The sequence below is a fragment of the Pseudomonas sp. B392_1p genome (assembly GCF_052245235.1).
Classification (GTDB): Bacteria; Pseudomonadota; Gammaproteobacteria; order Pseudomonadales; family Pseudomonadaceae; genus Serpens; species Serpens gallinarum.
The window spans coordinates 40005-57184 of record NZ_JBQPXM010000003.1 but is presented as its reverse complement, the minus strand read 5'-3'; the positions used below and the strand labels follow the sequence as shown (position 1 = coordinate 57184).

The window sequence follows — 17180 nt, the reverse complement described above, 5'->3', positions numbered from 1 at the left end:
CATGAACACACTGATCCCTGACTGCTGTAAACCGCTGCAACCTCACTGGCCGCTTCCCCAGCCTTTGTCCGGCGCCTACTTGGTCAGTACCCGCTTCGACGCGAGTCGGCTGAACGCCGACGATTTCGCCCGCTGCGAGATCCCCGCCGTTCCGGGCGCCAGCAAACGCCAGTGCGAATACCTGGCCGGACGCCTGTGTGCCCGGCACGCCCTGTGGCAACTGACCGGGCACGCCAGCGTTCCTGCCGTGGGTGAGGACCGCGCGCCACAGTGGCCAGCGGGCATCGTCGGCTCCATCACTCACAGCGCCGGCCATGCCGCCGCCCTGGTTGCCCATGCCAACAACTGGCGCGGCCTCGGCATGGACCTGGAGCGACTGCTGAGCCCCGAGCGCAGCCAGCGCCTGGCCGGGGAAATTCTCACCAGCCATGAACTGTTGCGCCTGCAACAGCTCGATCCGGCGTTACACCCCTGGTTGATCAGCCTGACCTTTTCCGCGAAAGAAAGCCTGTTCAAGGCGCTGTATCCCCTTGTGGGGCAGCGCTTCTACTTTCAGGACGCGCAGGTGCTGGAGTGGTCGCCCACCGGGCGACTGCGCCTGGGCCTGCTGAAAAGTCTGAATGGGGAGTGGGTGCGGGGAACGGAGGTCGAGGGGCAGTTTGCCGAGCTGGAAAGCCAGCTGTTGACACTGGTGAGCATTGCGAATCAAACAGCAACGTAACGGCACCCACCCCACTGGGACTTCGCTACTCGTTGCTGGGTGCCATCAGGTCATTCACTTCAGCGAAGGTGATCGCCTCGGCCATGAACGCGAAGGTGCCCGTTTGCTGGATCTCCTGTGCCGCCCGCACCAGGCCTCCCAAGGCAGCCCGGGCCAACGAGCTTCCCAAGCTGATCCGGCGCACGCCCGCGTCAGCCAATTCGGCGACGCTAAAGACGATTCCGCCAAACCCTATCACCACGTTGACCGGCCGCTGGACTTCCGTACAGACCATACGTATGGCCTCAAGCGTGGGTAATGCAGGCGCATACAACACGTCCGCGCCCGCCTTCTCGAAGGCGAGAAGCCTGCGAATCGTGTCGTCCAGATCACAGCGGCCCACGCTGAAATTCTCTGCACGGGCAACAAAGGTGAACGGGAAAGGCAAGTTGCGGGCAGCTTCCACCCCGGCCTGAATGCGCTCCACCGCATGGTTGAAGTCATAAATGGGGTGATATTTCTCTCCGGACGCGTCCTCAATCGAGCCCCCTACCAGACCTGCCTCAGCGGCCATCCTGATGGTCTGTGCGACGTCTTCGGGTGAATCGCCAAAGCCGTTTTCCAAATCTGCACTGACCGGGAGCGACGTCGCATCAACGATGCTGGCGGCATTTTGCAGCACTTGCGCTCTGGTCAGCATTCCCGCCGAATCCTTTACTCCCAGACTAAAGGCCAATCCGGCGCTGGTTGTGGCCAACGCCTTGAATCCCATGGCGGTCAGTAGGCGAGCACTGCCCGCGTCCCAGGGGTTGGGCAAAATCAGGGGCGGGTTCTCCGCGTGAAGTCTTTGAAACGCAACGGCTTTAGCCTGCAGGCTCATGGTGCATCTCCCATGGTTCGATCACTGCTGCTCTTGAGTGGCAGCCCAACTCGAGGAATCCTGTCGTAGATTAGCCTGCGCGCTCAGCCGTCACCGCGAAGGTCCAGGGCCTCGCAATACGTTTTTTGAATTCCCGAGCCACTAGGTGCAGGGTAGACTTCGCGCTCACTTAACCGAAGCGAAGCCCAGTCCATGGCCATTACCAAAGACCAATTGCTTACCGATATCGCCGAGTCCACCGACGTCCCCAAGGCTACTGCGCGCGCCATGCTCGAACAGCTCAGCGCCATTGTCAGTGATGCCCTGGAACACGGCGAAGAGTTGACGCTGCCGGGGATTGGCAAACTCAAGGTCAGCGAGCGCCCGGCTCGTACCGGCCGCAACCCGCAAACCGGCGCGACCATGTCCATCGCCGCCAAGAAAGTGGTCAAGTTCGTGCCGGCCAAGGCGCTGAACGACGCCATTAACGGCTGATCAACGCTCAACGCCAGGCCCGGCATTAAAGCCGGGCCTGGCGGTTTCGCGACCACCCCCCGCTCTCTCCCTGTACCGATGCTCCGCGCTCATGCATTGATGGCGTCACAGCTCACTGTCAGCTGCCGCTTGCCGCCACGCCCGTGGCGACTTGCCACTCCAGCGTTTGAAAGCCCGTGAAAATGCCGTTTCATCGGCATAGCCCAACTGCAAGGCCAATTCGGTGATCGACTGTTCCGAGTGACGCAATTGCTGTTGCGCTTCGCCATAGCGCACCTGATCCAGAACTTGGCGAAACGTTTGCCCCTGCGCTTGCAGCGCGTTCTGCAGCATGCGTGGATGGCGGCCCAGCAGGCGGGCCACCACCGGCAGGCTGGCTTCGCCGGTGGTCAGAATCGATTCCAGAACAAAACTGGTCTGTGCCACCACATCCTGGGGCGCACTGTCGGCATCGGTGAATTGGCCGATCAGATGGGATTTAAGCTGGCTGCGCTGTTCCACCGGACGCTGATGAATAATCGCCGGCTCGGCGCTGAAGCCATTATGCGGCTGCGCGAAAATCACCTCGCAACCGAAGAACGCCTCGTAGTGGCCGGGCTCAGTCTGCGCTTCATGACTTAAGCCCACCCTGCCCGGGCGCCAGGCATCACCGAACAGGCTGGCAAGCGAGCGGTGCACCACGCCCATGCCCAGCTCCAGCAGTTGACGCAGATCGACCCGCTCGCGCAATGCCACCGCATACCGCACTTCCAGGGTGTCCTCCTGCTCCACGACCGACAACTCAATGCCCTGGGCGTGCAAGTGCACGTATTTCTGGGTCAGCTTGAGCACCTCGGGAAAGCTTTCCGCCTGGGCCAGCAACAGGCCGAAGGGCCCCAGCACCAAGTAGTCGTGATAGCGGCTGAGCTGCAAGCCGAACAGCGGATTGCCGGACTCCGCAGCCGCCAGGCTCAGTGCCTGGGCAAAGCGCGCATAGGGCACGTAGAGATCGCGGCGGCGCAGCACTACGGGATCGAGTGCACAGCGCTTAAGCACATCGTAGGGGTTCAGGCCGTTGTCCCGGCACAGGCTATCGAAGCCGATGAAAACCGCGCTGCGGGCGATCTGGGTCATGGTTGCACCTGAGCTGAAGACACCACCACGCTCCCCTTCTCTTCGCAAAATGTCAACTTTCCATTCGCAAAATGTCAGGACGTGTTCAAGGGCTCTGCCTATGCTCGCAGCACAACAAGAATAGAGAAGTGGTTATGAGCGAAACCCTGTACCGCACCGAGGTGCTGGTCATCGGTGCCGGACTCGCCGGCATCAGTACGGCCCTGGAACTGCTTGACCAAGGCAAGCGCGTGATACTGCTCGATGCCGCGACGCGCCAAGCCTGCGGCGGCCAGGCCAACGATGCATTCGGCGGCATGCTGCTCAGCGAAACGCCCGAGCAGAAACGCAACGGCATCCAGGACTCGGCCGAGCTGCTCTATTCAGACTGGCTGCGCGCCGCGCAATTTACCGGCAATCACCCGTGGGGCTCGCGCTGGGCGGCGCTGTATGCCGAACGTAACCGCGCCGATATTTACGATTGGCTGCACGGTTACGGCATTCGCTTCTTCCCTGCCGTGCAGTGGGTGGAGCGTGGCAATCAGGGCGATGGCAACTCGCTGCCCCGCTACCACGTGGCCTGGGGTTGCGGACGCGGCGTGGTGCAAACGCTGGCCCAGCGTTTGTTCAATCATCCCCAGGCGCACCTGCTGGAGTGCCTGTTTGATCACCGGGTTGAAGCCCTGGAGCATCAAAGCTCAACCGTAGTCGGCTGTTCCGGCAAAGGACCGCACGGCGACTTTCGTGTTCAGACCGAGCATGTGGTGATCTGCAGCGGCGGCATCAACGGCAATCCGGCCAAGGTGCGCCAGCACTGGGACAGCACAACCTACGGTCCCTGCCCGAGCGATCTGCTGATGGGCACTCCGCCCAGCGCCGATGGCGCCTTACACGATCGCGTGCAGGCTCTGGGCGGTCAGGTAGTCAATCTCGGTCAGATGTGGAACTACGCCGCCGGCATCGCCCATCCCGAGCCGCAGTACCCCGATCATGGCCTGAGCCTGATTCCACCGCGCTCGGCGTTGTGGCTGGACAGCCGTGGCCGACGCATCGGCCCGCAGCCCTTGGTCACCGGCTTCGACACCCATGACCTGTGCAAGCGCATTGGCCATTTGCCCGATCAATACAGCTGGCAGGTGATGAACTGGCGCATCGCGATCAAGGAAATGGCCATTTCCGGTACTGACAGCAACCCGCTGTTCCGCGACCGTAAACTCGTGCCGCTGATCTGGCAGACCCTCACCGGCAACAAGGCACTGGTGCGCTGGATGCTGGATCACTGCCCGGACGTGGTCAGCGCCGACACCCTGGATCAGTTGGCCGAGCGCATGTCGACCTTGGGACCGGTGGCGGTGGACCTGCACGGCATGCACACGGATATCCAAGCCTACGACTCGATGCTGGCCCGCGGCCCAGCCCTGCACAACGACGACCAGATCCGCCGCATTCACCACCTGCGACAATGGCGCAGCGACCGCTTGCGCACCTGTCGCGCCCAGCCGATTCTCGACCCCAAGGCCGGTCCTCTGATCGCCATCCGCGAACGCATCATCAGCCGCAAGAGCATGGGCGGCATGCTGACCAACCTGGATTCACGGGTGCTGGACGGCCAAGGGCAACCCATTGCCGGCCTGTATGCCGCCGGCGAAGCTGCCGGCTTTGGCGGCGGCGGGATCAGCGGAATACGCTCCTTGGAGGGAACCTTCCTGAGCAACTGCATCTTCAACGGACGCCGCGCGGCCTGGGCCATCGCAGGTGTCGAACGCAACGCATAGCGTGTCGGTTACGCTCGGCGAACCCGACTCACTGAAATCCGACAAAAAAATAATGAAAAGGAACAGGACATGAAAAAGACCGGTGCGGCACTGGCCCGCTTTGCTCTCGAACAATTGGGCGTCAAATACACCTTTGGCATTCCTGGGGTACACAACACCGAGCTGTACGATGAATTGAATTCGTCGGAAAGCATCCAGCCGGTGCTGGTCACCCACGAGTGCGGCGCAGCCTTCATGGCCGACGCGGTCAGCCGCACCAGCGACAGCATCGGCACCCTGGTGATTGTCCCGGCGGCGGGCGTTACCCATGCCGCCAGCGGCATCGGCGAAGCCGGGCTGGATGGCATTCCCATGCTGATCATTTCCGGCGGTATCCACAGCGAGAGACCGTACCGTTACCAACTGCACGACATCGACCAGCACAGCCTGTTGGCGCCCATCACCAAGGCCACGTTTCGCATTGCCGCCCACCATGAGGTCATTCCAACCCTCTACGAGGCTTACCGGATCGCCACCGGCGGCGAGCCGGGCCCAGTGTTCGTCGAGCTGCCCTACAACATCGGCAACTTTCTCGGCGAGGTTGACGAGATGCCGGCGTTCGAGCCCATCAAGGCACCCGCCGAGCTGGATATGGACACCCTTCGCCAGGCTGCCAAGCAATTGGTCGAGGCACGACGGCCCGGCCTGTTCCTCGGCTGGGGCTCGATCGGCGCGCAACCTGAGCTGATACGTCTGGCCGAATTGCTCGGTGCACCGGTGGCAACCACCTTGCAAGGCTTGAGCGCGTTCCCGGGCAACCATCCGCTGCACACCGGCATGGGCTTCGGCGCCTATGCCGTGCCGGCGGCCACCCGCGCCTTCGCCGATTGCGACTGCCTGCTAGCGGTCGGCACACGCTTTTCAGAAATCCCCACCGGCAGTTACAGCATGCCGGTGCCGGCCGCGCTGATTCATGTGGACATCAATCCGCAGGTGTTTAACGCCAACTTTCCCGCGCAGCTGACCCTTGAAGGTGACGCCGCCCTGATCATTCCCGCCTTGCTGCGCGAGGTCGAAGCCCTGCAACCGACCGCCCGCGACCAGGCCATGGCCGCCCGCATCCAGCAGGACAAGGCGGCTTATCGTGATGAATGGTTCAAGCACAACAGCGGCGACCGGGTGAATCCGGCACGCTTCTTCACTGAACTGCGCCTGCAACTGGATGACGAGGCCATTCTGGTGGCCGACGACGGCAACCATACCTTTCTGCTCGCCGAGTTGATGCCGATTCACGGCCCGCGCCGCTACCTGTCGCCAAGCGACTTCAACGCCATGGGCTACTGCGTGCCGGCGGTGATCGGCGCCAAACTGGCCAACCCCGACGCCACCGTGGTCGGCATTGTCGGCGACGGCGCCCTGCGCATGACCGGCCTGGAAATGATCACCGCCAGCCAACTGGGTCTTGGCGTGCCGGTATTCGTATTCAGCGACGGCGAGCTGTCGCAGATCGCCCAAGCCCAGCAAATTCCCTATAACCGCAAGACCTGCACAGTCCTCAAGGCCCTGAATATCAAGGCTCTGGCCGAAGCCACCGGCGCGGCCTTCGTCGCCATCGACAACGACGCCGGCTGCGGCGAGGGAATTCGCCAAGCCTTGCAACTGGCCGCCGAAGGTCGCTCGGTATTCGTTGATGTGCGCATCGATTATTCCAAGCGCACCCGGTTCACCGAAGGCGTGGTCAAGGCCACGCTGAAACGCTTTACACCACGGGACAAGGTGCGGGTCATCGGCCGGGCCCTGTTGCGCAAGGTGACGGGCTGAACGCGGCGGCAAGTCGCCGTTGGTTGCCGCACGAACCCGCAGGGCCGGTTGCACCGCGCCCCGCCGGTTCGCGTCTAGAACCCGCGCGAAATCGTTAAAGAGCCGAACTGATCATGTCCGCGCTGCCCGGCAAATTCATGGCTGCGCCAGACACTGGCGAATGCCACTTGCCAATGGTCCCAGGTCAGCACCACCCCGGCCTTGGCATCGCCCACCCATTCATTGCGGTCCACCGAATGACTGGACTTGAACGTATTGCCGTCCAGCAGCATGTTTTGCGCCATGTAGCGACCTTCCAGATGAACAAAGCCGTACCAGGCAAAAGCACTTCCAGGCGTGAAATGCAGATCGCCGCTTTGCCCGGGGGTCACTGAAGGAATGCCGAAGCTGCGATCCAGCCGACGGCCGAACCTCATCCCGACTCCGCTGGAACCGTAGGTATAGAGATTGCCCACAGCCAAACCGAGGCCGGGACCGTATTCGAGCTCCAGTCCGCCGAACGAACCCTTGCGCCACCACTGCTGACCGTATGCCAGATTGACGAAGGGCTCGTTACGCAACTGGTTGCGCCAACCATTGGGCTCGCTGCTGTCGAACACTTTGTGCAAGCCACGCTGCACTTTTTCGGCGCCAACGGCCGGGCCTACCAAGCCGATATCCAGGTGCATTTCCCGCGTCAGACGCCAGGCTTCATGTGGTTGGTCGGCGAACCATGACACCCCGGCGAAGGCCAGCCCCGCATAGGGACGGTCGTCTTCGACCAGATAACGGGCATCGATGTCGTTGGGTGTGTAGATCTGATAACCAAAGCGATAGGCGACATTTGCCACCTCGCCGGCACTCCAGCCCGGCAGTGCTTCGGCAACGCCTCGGGTCCAGTGCTCCGCCGTAGGTTCAAAGGACCAGAACGCCTCGATCCCGCCGCTGTAGTGGCCATCGCGATTGTCATAGGACAGCAGGTCGTTTTCGACCTTGAACGACAGGGTTTGCGCCGTGGCAACCCCGGGCAGGAAGACAAGCAGAAGACACCTGATACGCAGTTTTCCCTTGAGCGAAGTCATCACGATCCTTTCAAGCCTGCACATAGACTCAACTTAGAGCGAAGCGGCAACCCTTTCGTTCAGCGGTTTACGCGCTGATTGCGCTGGCATGACCGGCACCATCCGGCGTGGAGACGGTCGAGATAAGAGTCGATTGTGTAGTAGCCAGGGAGGTTCGCGTGGCACTACTGGGTTCGGATCTCGTCGTGTTCTTCGGTGCGTTCGGTGATCTGGCTTACAGGAAAGTGTTTCCGGCGCTGCACGCGCTGGTGCGCAACCGTGAATTAGGGGTGCCGATCCTCTGCGTCGAGCGTCCCGGTCGCACGCTTGAGGCCTTACGTGAGCGAGCCCGCGCCAGCGTACAGGAGCACGGTGAAGCTGACCCCGGAACCTTTGCCCGATTCAGTGCGCAACTGCGCTACATCGCCGGCGATTACACCGAGCCGGCCACTTACCAGCGGCTAAAGGAGGCATTGGACGGCGCACGGCGGCCCCTGTGCTACCTGGCTATTCCACCCAGCCTGTTCCCTGTCGTGGTGCGCGGCCTGGCCGCTGCCGGGTGCGGGCCGGAAACACGGGTGGTGGTGGAAAAACCCTTCGGCCGGGACCGGGCATCGGCCCATGCCTTGAACCAGACCTTGCACCAGGCGTTTCCCGAATCGGCGATCTTTCGCATCGACCATTACCTGGGCAAGGAAGCGGTGCAGAATCTGACCTATTTCCGTTTTGCCAACAGCTTTCTCGCGCCGCTGTGGAACCGCGACTACATCGACAACGTGCAGATCACTCTGGCCGAGCGTTTTGGGGTGGAAGGTCGCGGTCGTTTCTACGAAGAGGTCGGGGCGCTGCGCGACGTGGTGCAGAATCACCTGTTGCAGATCATCACCTTGCTGGCCATGGATGCGCCCCGGGAACAAGGCGCCGCCGCACTGCGGGCCGAAAAGCTGCGCCTGCTGCAAGCCATCCGGCCCTTGGCGCCCGAGGAGGTGGTGCGTGGTCAGTTCCGCGGCTATCACGATGAGCCAGGTGTCGCAAAGGACTCGGTGGTGGAGACGTTCGCCGCCCTGCGACTGCACATCGACAACGCGCGCTGGGCCGGCGTGCCTTTTTACATCCGCACCGGCAAGTGCCTGCCGATCACCCGCTGCGAGATCATGGTTTATCTGAAAGAACCGCCGTGGGCAGTGTTCGACGAACCCATCCAGCCGCAGAGCAACTATTTTCGTTTCTGCCTCAGCCCCGACGTCACCCTGTCCCTCGGGGCGCGCGTCAAGCAGCCGGGTGAGGCCATGCGCGGCGAAGCGGTGGAATTGATCGCCCGTCACCAGCTTCAGCACGCCGAATCGCCCTATCAGCGCCTGCTCGGCGATGCGCTGCGCGGTGACCGCACGCTGTTCGCCAGTGATGAGTGCGTCGAAGCCGCCTGGGCGGTGGTCGAGCCGGTCCTCGGCCAGACCACTGCGCCGCTGCCTTATGAGCCTGGCAGCTGGGGACCGGCGGCGGCCGCCCTCGTGGTGGAGGCCGGCGACGGCTGGCATGACCCGCGCCCCCAGGACATTCCGCCATGTTGAGACAGGACAGCTGGGCATTTTTGCTCGATGTCGACAATACCCTGCTCGACAACGACCGCTTCGCCAGCGACCTGAGCGCACGGCTGGAGCAGGACTTCGGCGCGGCCGAATGCCAACGCTACTGGACGCTCTACCGCGAACTGCGCCAGCAACGGGGCTACGCCGACTACCTCGGTGCGCTGCAAGCCTTTCGCAGCGGCTGCGGCAGCCCGTCAGCGTTGCTGCACATGGCGGGATTCATGCTCGACTACCCCTTCCAGGCGCGACTTTATCCGCAGGCCCTCGCGGTTATCGATCACCTGCACAAACAGGGTACGACGGCGATTGTTTCTGACGGTGACGTGGTTTTCCAACCCCGCAAGATCCAGCGGTGCGGCCTGTGGGACGCTGTCGCCGGCAGGGTACTGGTATGTCTGCACAAAGAGCGTGAAGTCGAGGCGATCCTTCAGCGTTTTCCTGCGCAGCACTACGTCATGGTCGATGACAAACCCCTGCTCCTGGCCGCGCTCAAGCGCCAGCTCGGCACTCGCCTGACCAGCATTTTTATACGCCAGGGCCACTACGCCGAGGCGGCGAACGGCCAATTGATCGACCCGCCCCCCGATCTCACCCTCGCACGCATCGGCGAGCTGTGCCGGTTGCAACGTGCCAATTTTCCCAGTTGAGGCCTATCGATGAAGCATTCGACTTTTTCGGCCCTGACCCAGCGCCCGCAATGGCAAGCCTTGCTGGCCCATGCCCGAAGCATGAGCCCACGGCATTTGCGTGAGCTGTTCGCCGCCGACCCGACGCGGGGTGAGCGTCTCTGCATCGAGGCGGTTGGCCTGTATCTGGATTACGCCAAGCAACGCATCGACGATGAAACCCTGCGCCTGCTCCTTGAACTCGCACGAGCCTGCCAGCTGCCAGAGAGCATCGAGGCGATGTTTCGTGGCGACCGAGTCAATCGGGTGGAGAACCGTCCCGCCCTGCATGTAGCGTTACGCGCCCCCGCAGGCGCGCATATCACCGTGGACGGCCGCGATGTAATCCCCGATGTTCACGCCGTACTGGATCGCATGGCCCGCTTCACCGAGCAGGTGCACAGCGGCGCCTGGACTGGTCTAACCGGCAAGCCGATGCGCAACATCGTCAACATCGGCATTGGCGGTTCGGACCTCGGCCCGGTCATGGCCTACGAAGCGTTGCGCCATTACAGCCACCGCGACCTGCGCTTCTTTTTCGTCTCCAACATCGACCCCACCGACCTCAGCGAAACTTTGCGCGAGCTGGACCCGGCCGAAACGCTGTTCATCGTTTGCTCGAAAACCTTCACCACCCAGGAAACCCTGGCCAATGCCCATGCGGCCCGAGCCTGGTGCCTGCAGGCGCTTGGCGATGAAGCAGCGGTCGCCCGGCATTTCGTGGCGGTGTCCAGCCATCCGGAGGAAGTGGCCCGCTTCGGTATCGATCCGGCGCATATGTTCATCTTCTGGGACTGGGTGGGCGGGCGTTACTCGATGGATTCGGCCATCGGCCTGTCGACCATGCTCGCCATCGGCGCCGAACACTTCCGTGCCTTGCTGGACGGCTTGCATGCCATGGACGAGCACTTTCGCCACACGCCTCTGGAGCGCAACCTGCCGGCGCTGATGGGCTTGCTGACAGTGTGGAATGTCAACTTCCTCGGGGTCTCGGCCGTTGCCGTGCTGCCCTATGAGCAATACCTGAAACGCTTTCCCGCGTACCTGCAGCAGCTGACCATGGAAAGCAACGGCAAGCATGTGACCCTGGGCGGTGAGCGGGTCGATTACGACACCGCGCCGATTTACTGGGGTGAACCGGGCACCAATGGCCAGCACTCGTTCTATCAACTGATCCATCAGGGCACCCGATTGATCGCCTGCGATTTCATCGGCTTTTGTCAGTCGCTCAATCCATTGGGCACCCAGCATGATCTGCTGATCGCCAACCTGATCGCCCAAGGTGAGGCGCTGGCCTTTGGTAAGCGCGAGGAAGAATGGCGCGCCCAGGGTGCGTCACAGGCGTTGGCGCCCCACCGTGCCTGCGAGGGCAACCGCCCCAGTAGTACGCTGCTGGCCGAACGCCTCGACCCCTTCACGCTGGGTACGCTGGTGGCCCTGTACGAACACAGCGTGTTCGTACAGGGCATGATCTGGCAGATCGACCCCTTCGACCAATGGGGCGTCGAGCTGGGCAAGGCCCTGGCCAAACGGATCGCGACGGAAATCGCCCAACCTGAGCCGGGCGAGTTGAGCCATGACAGTTCCAGCAACACGCTGATCCGCCGCTACCGCCAGCACAAGGCGATCCGCCCATGAACCGTATCAACCCGCTGGCTGGTCAACCCGCCCCGTCCTCCTCGCTGGTCGATGTGCCCGCCTTGCTGGCCGCCTATACCGACTGGCGCCCCGACCCGTACATTCCCGAGCAACGGGTTGCCTTCGGCACCTCCGGCCATCGCGGCAGCTCACTGACCCGCAGCTTCAACGAATGGCACCTGCTGGCCATCGCCCAGGCGATCTGCGACTACCGTCAGGCTCAAGGCATCGACGGGCCGCTGTACCTCGGCATCGACACCCACGCGCTGTCGCAGCCAGCCCTGGAAAGCACCCTGGAAGTGCTGGCCGGCAATGGCGTGAACACGCTGATCGCCAAAGACGGCGAATTCACCCCGACGCCGACCATTTCCCACGCAATCCTCACCTACAACCGGGGCCGCAACGCCGGGCTGGCCGACGGCATCGTCATCACCCCCTCGCACAACCCACCGGCCGATGGCGGCATCAAGTACAACCCGCCCCACGGCGGGCCGGCGGATACCGTCATCACCGCCCGTATCGAGGCGCGCGCCAACACCCTGCTCGAAAACGCCTTGCGCGGCGTGCGCCGCTTACCCCTCCCGCAGGCGCGCAACGCCGCGCGGGAACACGATTTTTTGCACGCCTATATCGAGGATCTGGAGCAGGTGGTGGACTTCGCGGTGATCCGCGCCGCCGGCCTGCACCTGGGCGTCGACCCGCTCGGCGGCGCGGGCGTGCATTACTGGGCACCGCTGGCCGAACGCTACGGCCTCGACTTGCACGTGGTCAGTGAGGCGGTGGATCCGACCTTCGCCATGATGTCCCTGGACTGGGACGGGCAGATCCGCATGGACCCTTCCTCGCCTTATGCCATGCAGCGGCTGATCGGCCTCAAGGATAGGTTTGATGTCGCCTTCGCCTGTGACACCGACCACGACCGTCACGGTATCGTCACCCCCAGCAGCGGGCTGCTACCGTCGAATCATTACCTGGCGGTGCTGATCGACTACCTGTTCCAGCATCGGCCGCAGTGGCGCCCCGATACCGCCATTGGCAAGACCCTGGTCAGCAGCGCACTCATCGACCGCGTGGCGCAGCGCCTCGGCCGGCGGCTGTACGAAGTACCGGTGGGGTTCAAGTGGTTCGTCAACGGCCTGCATGAGGGCAGCCTGGGTGTTGCCGGCGAGGAAAGCGCTGGCGCCACCTGCCTGCGCCGCGATGGCACGGTCTGGACTACCGACAAGGACGGACTGGTGCCCGCACTTCTGGCGGCGGAAATGACCGCCCGCTGCGGCCGCGACCCTGGCGAGCTGTACCGCGACCTGGTGGCGGAACTCGGCGAACCCCTGAATGATCGCGTCGACGCCGCTGCCACGTCCGAGCAGAAGGCGCGCCTGAGCCAGCTTTCGCCCGCGCAAGTGACCATCAGCCAACTGGCCGGCGAGCCGATTCTCGAGGTGCTCGACCACGCACCTGGCAATCACGCTCCCATCGGCGGCATCAAGGTGATCGCCGCCAGCGGCTGGTTCGCCGCGCGCCCCTCCGGCACCGAGGCGATCTACAAGATCTATGCGGAAAGCTTCAAGGATCAGTCCCACCTGCAGGCCATCCTGCGCGAAGCCCGCCAGATCGTCGATACCGCGCTCCATTCACCTGCGGAGTAACCGCCATGGCTTCCGATCTCGATCAACGCTGCATCAATACCCTGCGGTTTCTCTCGGTGGACATGGTGCAACACGCCAACAGCGGCCACCCCGGCCTGCCGCTGGGCGCCGCGCCCATGGCCTATGTGCTGTGGATGCGCTGGCTCAGGTTCAACCCCGCCAACCCGCAGTGGCTGGGGCGCGACCGTTTCGTGCTCTCCGCCGGGCATGGCTCGGCGCTGCTGTACAGCCTGCTGCACCTGACCGGTTACGACCTGCCGCTGGACGAGCTCAAGCGCTTTCGCCAGTGGGGCAGCAAGGCGCCCGGACATCCCGAGCGCGGCCACACGCCCGGCGTGGAAATCACCACCGGGCCACTCGGCCAGGGTCTGGCCAACGCGGTGGGTATGGCCATCGGCGAGGCGCACCTGGCGGCGTGCTACAACCGCCCCGGCCATACCCTGATTGATCACCGCACCTTCGCCCTAGTCAGCGACGGCGACCTGATGGAAGGTGTGGCCAGCGAAGCCGCCTCGCTGGCCGGCCATTTGCGCCTGGGCAAGCTGTGCTGCCTGTACGACGACAACGAAGTGACCCTGGCCGCCGGCGCCGACATCTGTTTTTCCGAGGATCGCGCCGCGCGCTTCGCCGCCTACGGCTGGCATACCCAGGTGGTGGAGGACGGCAACGATCTTCACGCCCTCGACGCCGCCCTGCACGCGGCCCATGCCCAGGACACCCGCCCCTCGCTGATCCTGGTGCGCAGCCATATCGGCTTTGGCTCGCCGTTGCAGGACTCCTACCAGGCTCACGGCTCGCCGCTGGGCGCGGACAATGTGCGCCAGACCAAGCAGCGGCTCGGCTGGCCGCTGGACCCGGAGTTCCTCATCCCGCCCGAGGTGCAGGCGCAGTTTCACCTGGCCGGGCTACGCGGCGCCGATGACGAGGCGGCCTGGAATCAGCGTCTGGTCAATTATCGCCAGGCGTTCCCGGCGCTGGCCGAGGAGCTGGAACAGCGCCTGGAAGGCGAACTGCCGTCCGGCTGGGATGCCGACATCCCAGTGTTCCCCGCCGACGCCAACGGCCTGGCCAGCCGCGAGGCCAGCGGCCAGGTCATGAACGCCATCGCCCCACACTTGCCGGTACTGTTCGGCGGCTCGGCAGACCTCAACCCTTCCACCAAAACCGTCTTGAAGGGCCAGGGCGATTTCAATTCCGCGCTTACCCTAGGCAAGGACGAACAGGGTTCCAGCGGTGGCGGCTGGAGCCATGCCGGGCGCAACCTGCACGTCGGCGTGCGCGAACACGCCATGGGTGCCATTGCCAACGGCCTGGCCGCCCATGGCGGGTTCATTCCGTACGGCGCCACCTTTCTGATCTTCTCCGACTACATGCGCCCACCGATGCGCCTGGCGGCGCTGATGGGCTTGCATGTGGTGCAGGTGTTCACCCACGACAGTCTGGCCCTCGGCGAGGACGGCCCGACCCACCAGCCGGTGGAGCAACTGGCCAACCTGCGGGCGGTGCCGAACCTCACGGTGATCCGCCCCGCCGACGCCAACGAAACCGCCATAGCCTGGCGCATCGCCCTGGAAACTCGCCACCGCCCGGTGGCGCTGATGCTCAGTCGCCAGGAACTGCCAACCCTGGACCGCAGCCGCTATGCCAGCGCCGAGGGCGTGCGCCACGGCGCCTATGTAGTGAGCGAGCCAGCGGGGGGCAATCCCCAGTTGATCCTGATCGCCAGCGGCTCGGAAGTCGCGCTGATCCTCGAGGCCGCCGAGCGTTTGCAGGCTGAAGGCATCGCCGTGCGCTGCGTATCGATGCCCAGCTGGGAGCTGTTCGAGTCCCTACCCCAGGTCAAGCGCGACGCGGTGCTGCCGCCAACGGTGAAGGCGCGCCTGGCAGTGGAACTCGGCGTTTCCCAGGGCTGGGAGCGCTACACCGGCTCCGAGGGCGCCATGCTCGGTGTCGAACGCTTTGGCGCCTCCGCCCCCGGGCCCGTGCTGCAACGGGAGTATGGGTTCACCGTGGAAAATGTCTGTGCGCGGGCCAGAAAGCTGCTGGGTACCTAGGGTCTGTTCCCGTTTCGCGCCCGGCCGCGACGGAGCCAGTTTTTGCGCGAGACAAGGCACGAGTCACGCAGTTTGGTCGTTCCAAATAAGCGACGAGAAAACGCTGTCGCGCAAAAACTGACCCATCCCTTCGGGTTGCGCGGCAAATGACGCCATGCGGCGTTGCGTGATTTGGCAAGGGAACAACCATTGCCTGCATCCCGCGCCTGGCCTGGCGTCATTTGGCGCAGCAACGCGGCTCGTGCCGAAACGGGAACAGACCCTAAGCTGACAACCGCACATGTGCCCAGCCGTCTGCGGCCGCCCCTTATTCTTTCTTGATCGCATGCCCGCCAAATTCATTGCGCAGGGCGGCCAACAGCCGGTCGGCATAGGATTCGGCGTCCCGCGAGCGCAGTCGTTGCAGCAACGCCAGCGTAATCACCGGCGCCGGCACATTCAGCTCGATGGCTTCCGCCACGGTCCAGCGGCCTTCGCCGGAATCGGCCACATAGGGCGCGATGCCCGTCATCTGCGGGTTCTTCTGCAACGCATCGCTGCATAGGTCCAGCAGCCAGGAGCGCACCACACTGCCCTCGCGCCAGATGTCGGCGATCTGCGCCAGATCAAGATCAAACGCCTCCTTATGCCGCAGGATGGCAAAGCCTTCGGCATAGGCCTGCATCAAGCCGTATTCAATGCCGTTGTGCACCATCTTGCAGAAATGTCCGGCGCCAGCGGGCCCGACCCGCCCCCAGCCCCGCTCCTTGCCCGGCGCCAGCGTTTCGAAGATTGGCCGCAGGCGTTCCACCGCCGCCTCCCCGCCACCGATCATCAGGCTGTAGCCCTCGGCCAACCCCCAGATGCCGCCGCTGGTGCCGCAGTCGAGGTAATCGATGCCCTGTTCGGCAGCCATCTCGGCGCGGCGCGGGGTGTCGTGGTAATTGGAGTTGCCGCCATCGATCAGGGTATCGCCGGCGCCCAGCAGTGGCAGCAGGTTGGTCAGGGTGGCATCGGTGACGTCACCAGCCGGTACCATCAGCCACAGCAGCCGCGGGGTTGGCAGCTTGGCCACCAGTGTCTGCAGCGATTCGGCGCTCTCGCCGCCTTGCTGCTCCAGCGCGCTGCGCGCCTCGGGCTTGGGGTCCAGCCCCACTACCTGGTGGCCGCCGCGCAGCAGGCGCTGCGCCATGTTGGCGCCCATGCGTCCCAAACCGATCATGCCGAGTTTCATATGGAGGCCTCGCTATGCCACGCCATGAGAACGGATCTCTGCACCGTTCCAGCCCCAGCACCTGCGCATAAGGGCTTCACCGCTAGGACCCTCACGTCGGCATACGCGTTCACCTGCCGCTTCGCCATCGCCGAAAACGAAAAAAACGGCCAAGGGCCGTTTTTTTCGTGGAAGCATGCAGCGGGCGTTGATGCGCTCGGCTTACTTTTGCTCTTGCAGCGACTCCACACCCACCTCGTCCCACAACTCCTGAGCCAGGTGGAAGGTGTGGTTGGCTGCCGGAATGCCGCAGTAGATCGCCGATTGCATCAGCACTTCTTTGATCTCGTCGCGGGTCACGCCGTTGTTCTTCGCCGCCTTGAGGTGCAGCTTCAATTCGCCTTCGCGGTTCATGCCGATCAGCATGGCAATGGTGATCAGGCTGCGGGTATGGCGCGGCAGGCCGGGGCGGGTCCAGATGTCGCCCCAGGCGTGGCGGGTAATCATTTCCTGGAACTCTTCGGTGAAGGGCGTCAGGGTTTCCAGGCTGCGGTCCACGTGGGCATCGCCCAGTACCGCACGGCGCACTTGCATGCCGGCTTCGTAACGCTGTTTCTCGTCCATTGTCTGGCTCC

14 protein-coding genes are annotated in these 17180 nt (G+C 63.7%); 9 read left to right on the top strand and 5 right to left on the bottom strand.

Annotated elements, in window-relative coordinates:
• Position 1: 1 nt before the first annotated feature.
• Positions 2-721: a 4'-phosphopantetheinyl transferase family protein gene (locus ACTV8E_RS04880; protein WP_443198709.1), complete on the top strand. Its 720-nt coding sequence runs from the start codon at positions 2-4 to the stop codon at positions 719-721.
• 25 nt (positions 722-746) lie between these two features.
• Here the strand turns inward: ACTV8E_RS04880 and ACTV8E_RS04875 are convergent, their stop codons facing one another.
• A complete protein-coding gene (locus ACTV8E_RS04875; RefSeq protein ID WP_251836104.1) occupies positions 747-1580 on the bottom strand; it encodes an isocitrate lyase/PEP mutase family protein in 834 nt (277 codons plus the stop codon).
• A 192-nt stretch (positions 1581-1772) separates the two neighbouring features.
• On the opposite strand from ACTV8E_RS04875, the gene ACTV8E_RS04870 reads away from it, so the two are divergent.
• Positions 1773-2054: an HU family DNA-binding protein gene (locus ACTV8E_RS04870; protein ID WP_251836105.1), complete on the top strand. Its 282-nt coding sequence runs from the start codon at positions 1773-1775 to the stop codon at positions 2052-2054.
• 105 nt (positions 2055-2159) lie between these two features.
• On the opposite strand, the gene ACTV8E_RS04865 is transcribed toward ACTV8E_RS04870, so the two are convergent.
• A complete protein-coding gene (locus ACTV8E_RS04865) occupies positions 2160-3167 on the bottom strand; it encodes an AraC family transcriptional regulator (protein ID WP_443198708.1) in 1008 nt (335 codons plus the stop codon).
• A gap of 134 nt (positions 3168-3301) precedes the next feature.
• Here ACTV8E_RS04865 and ACTV8E_RS04860 point away from each other — a divergent pair, with 134 nt between their 5' ends.
• Together ACTV8E_RS04860 and ACTV8E_RS04855 are read left to right on the top strand one after the other, a co-directional pair.
• Entirely contained in the window at positions 3302-4921 is a 1620-nt protein-coding gene (locus ACTV8E_RS04860) for an FAD-binding dehydrogenase (protein WP_443198707.1), read from the top strand.
• Positions 4922-4990: 69 nt separating this feature from the next.
• A complete protein-coding gene (locus tag ACTV8E_RS04855) occupies positions 4991-6721 on the top strand; it encodes a thiamine pyrophosphate-binding protein (protein WP_443198706.1) in 1731 nt (576 codons plus the stop codon).
• Positions 6722-6795: 74 nt separating this feature from the next.
• Here ACTV8E_RS04855 and ACTV8E_RS04850 read toward each other — a convergent pair whose 3' ends face one another.
• Complete coding sequence (locus tag ACTV8E_RS04850; protein WP_443198705.1) at positions 6796-7782, bottom strand: lipid A deacylase LpxR family protein; 987 nt, start codon at positions 7780-7782, stop codon at positions 6796-6798.
• 158 nt (positions 7783-7940) lie between these two features.
• Between ACTV8E_RS04850 and zwf the strand changes: the two genes are divergently transcribed.
• From zwf to tkt, 5 genes are read left to right on the top strand one after another with little or no spacing between them, the layout of a single operon-like run.
• Complete coding sequence (zwf, locus tag ACTV8E_RS04845; RefSeq protein WP_443198704.1) at positions 7941-9332, top strand: glucose-6-phosphate dehydrogenase; 1392 nt, start codon at positions 7941-7943, stop codon at positions 9330-9332.
• Complete coding sequence (locus ACTV8E_RS04840; RefSeq protein WP_443198703.1) at positions 9326-9997, top strand: HAD family hydrolase; 672 nt, start codon at positions 9326-9328, stop codon at positions 9995-9997. The genes zwf and ACTV8E_RS04840 overlap by 7 nt, the downstream gene beginning before the upstream one ends.
• A gap of 9 nt (positions 9998-10006) precedes the next feature.
• Complete coding sequence (gene pgi / locus ACTV8E_RS04835; RefSeq protein ID WP_443198702.1) at positions 10007-11653, top strand: glucose-6-phosphate isomerase; 1647 nt, start codon at positions 10007-10009, stop codon at positions 11651-11653.
• Positions 11650-13299 carry a phosphoglucomutase (alpha-D-glucose-1,6-bisphosphate-dependent) gene (gene pgm / locus ACTV8E_RS04830; protein WP_443198701.1) on the top strand — a complete coding sequence of 550 codons (1650 nt, stop codon included), beginning with the start codon at positions 11650-11652 and terminating at the stop codon, positions 13297-13299. The genes pgi and pgm overlap by 4 nt, the downstream gene beginning before the upstream one ends.
• Before the next feature lie 5 nt (positions 13300-13304).
• On the top strand, positions 13305-15353 hold the full coding sequence (gene tkt / locus ACTV8E_RS04825; protein ID WP_443198700.1) for a transketolase: 2049 nt from the start codon (positions 13305-13307) through the stop codon (positions 15351-15353).
• 307 nt (positions 15354-15660) lie between these two features.
• Here the strand turns inward: tkt and gnd are convergent, their stop codons facing one another.
• Together gnd and pcaC are read right to left on the bottom strand one after the other, a co-directional pair.
• On the bottom strand, positions 15661-16566 hold the full coding sequence (gene gnd, locus ACTV8E_RS04820; RefSeq protein ID WP_443198699.1) for a phosphogluconate dehydrogenase (NAD(+)-dependent, decarboxylating): 906 nt from the start codon (positions 16564-16566) through the stop codon (positions 15661-15663).
• A gap of 201 nt (positions 16567-16767) precedes the next feature.
• Positions 16768-17169, bottom strand: a complete 402-nt coding sequence (gene pcaC, locus ACTV8E_RS04815) for a 4-carboxymuconolactone decarboxylase (protein ID WP_084344018.1) — start codon at positions 17167-17169, stop codon at positions 16768-16770.
• Positions 17170-17180 lie beyond the last annotated feature (11 nt).

Bases quoted from the DNA above. Each gene is read 5' to 3' on its own strand.
- ACTV8E_RS04880 (WP_443198709.1), top strand. From the start codon at position 2: ATGAACACACTGATCCCTGACTGCTGTAAACCGCTGCAACCTCACTGG.
- ACTV8E_RS04875 (WP_251836104.1), bottom strand. From the start codon at position 1,580: ATGAGCCTGCAGGCTAAAGCCGTTGCGTTTCAAAGACTTCACGCGGAG.
- ACTV8E_RS04870 (WP_251836105.1), top strand. From the start codon at position 1,773: ATGGCCATTACCAAAGACCAATTGCTTACCGATATCGCCGAGTCCACC.
- ACTV8E_RS04865 (WP_443198708.1), bottom strand. From the start codon at position 3,167: ATGACCCAGATCGCCCGCAGCGCGGTTTTCATCGGCTTCGATAGCCTG.
- ACTV8E_RS04860 (WP_443198707.1), top strand. From the start codon at position 3,302: ATGAGCGAAACCCTGTACCGCACCGAGGTGCTGGTCATCGGTGCCGGA.
- ACTV8E_RS04855 (WP_443198706.1), top strand. From the start codon at position 4,991: ATGAAAAAGACCGGTGCGGCACTGGCCCGCTTTGCTCTCGAACAATTG.
- ACTV8E_RS04850 (WP_443198705.1), bottom strand. From the start codon at position 7,782: ATGACTTCGCTCAAGGGAAAACTGCGTATCAGGTGTCTTCTGCTTGTC.
- ACTV8E_RS04840 (WP_443198703.1), top strand. From the start codon at position 9,326: ATGTTGAGACAGGACAGCTGGGCATTTTTGCTCGATGTCGACAATACC.
- pgi (WP_443198702.1), top strand. From the start codon at position 10,007: ATGAAGCATTCGACTTTTTCGGCCCTGACCCAGCGCCCGCAATGGCAA.
- pgm (WP_443198701.1), top strand. From the start codon at position 11,650: ATGAACCGTATCAACCCGCTGGCTGGTCAACCCGCCCCGTCCTCCTCG.
- tkt (WP_443198700.1), top strand. From the start codon at position 13,305: ATGGCTTCCGATCTCGATCAACGCTGCATCAATACCCTGCGGTTTCTC.
- gnd (WP_443198699.1), bottom strand. From the start codon at position 16,566: ATGAAACTCGGCATGATCGGTTTGGGACGCATGGGCGCCAACATGGCG.
- pcaC (WP_084344018.1), bottom strand. From the start codon at position 17,169: ATGGACGAGAAACAGCGTTACGAAGCCGGCATGCAAGTGCGCCGTGCG.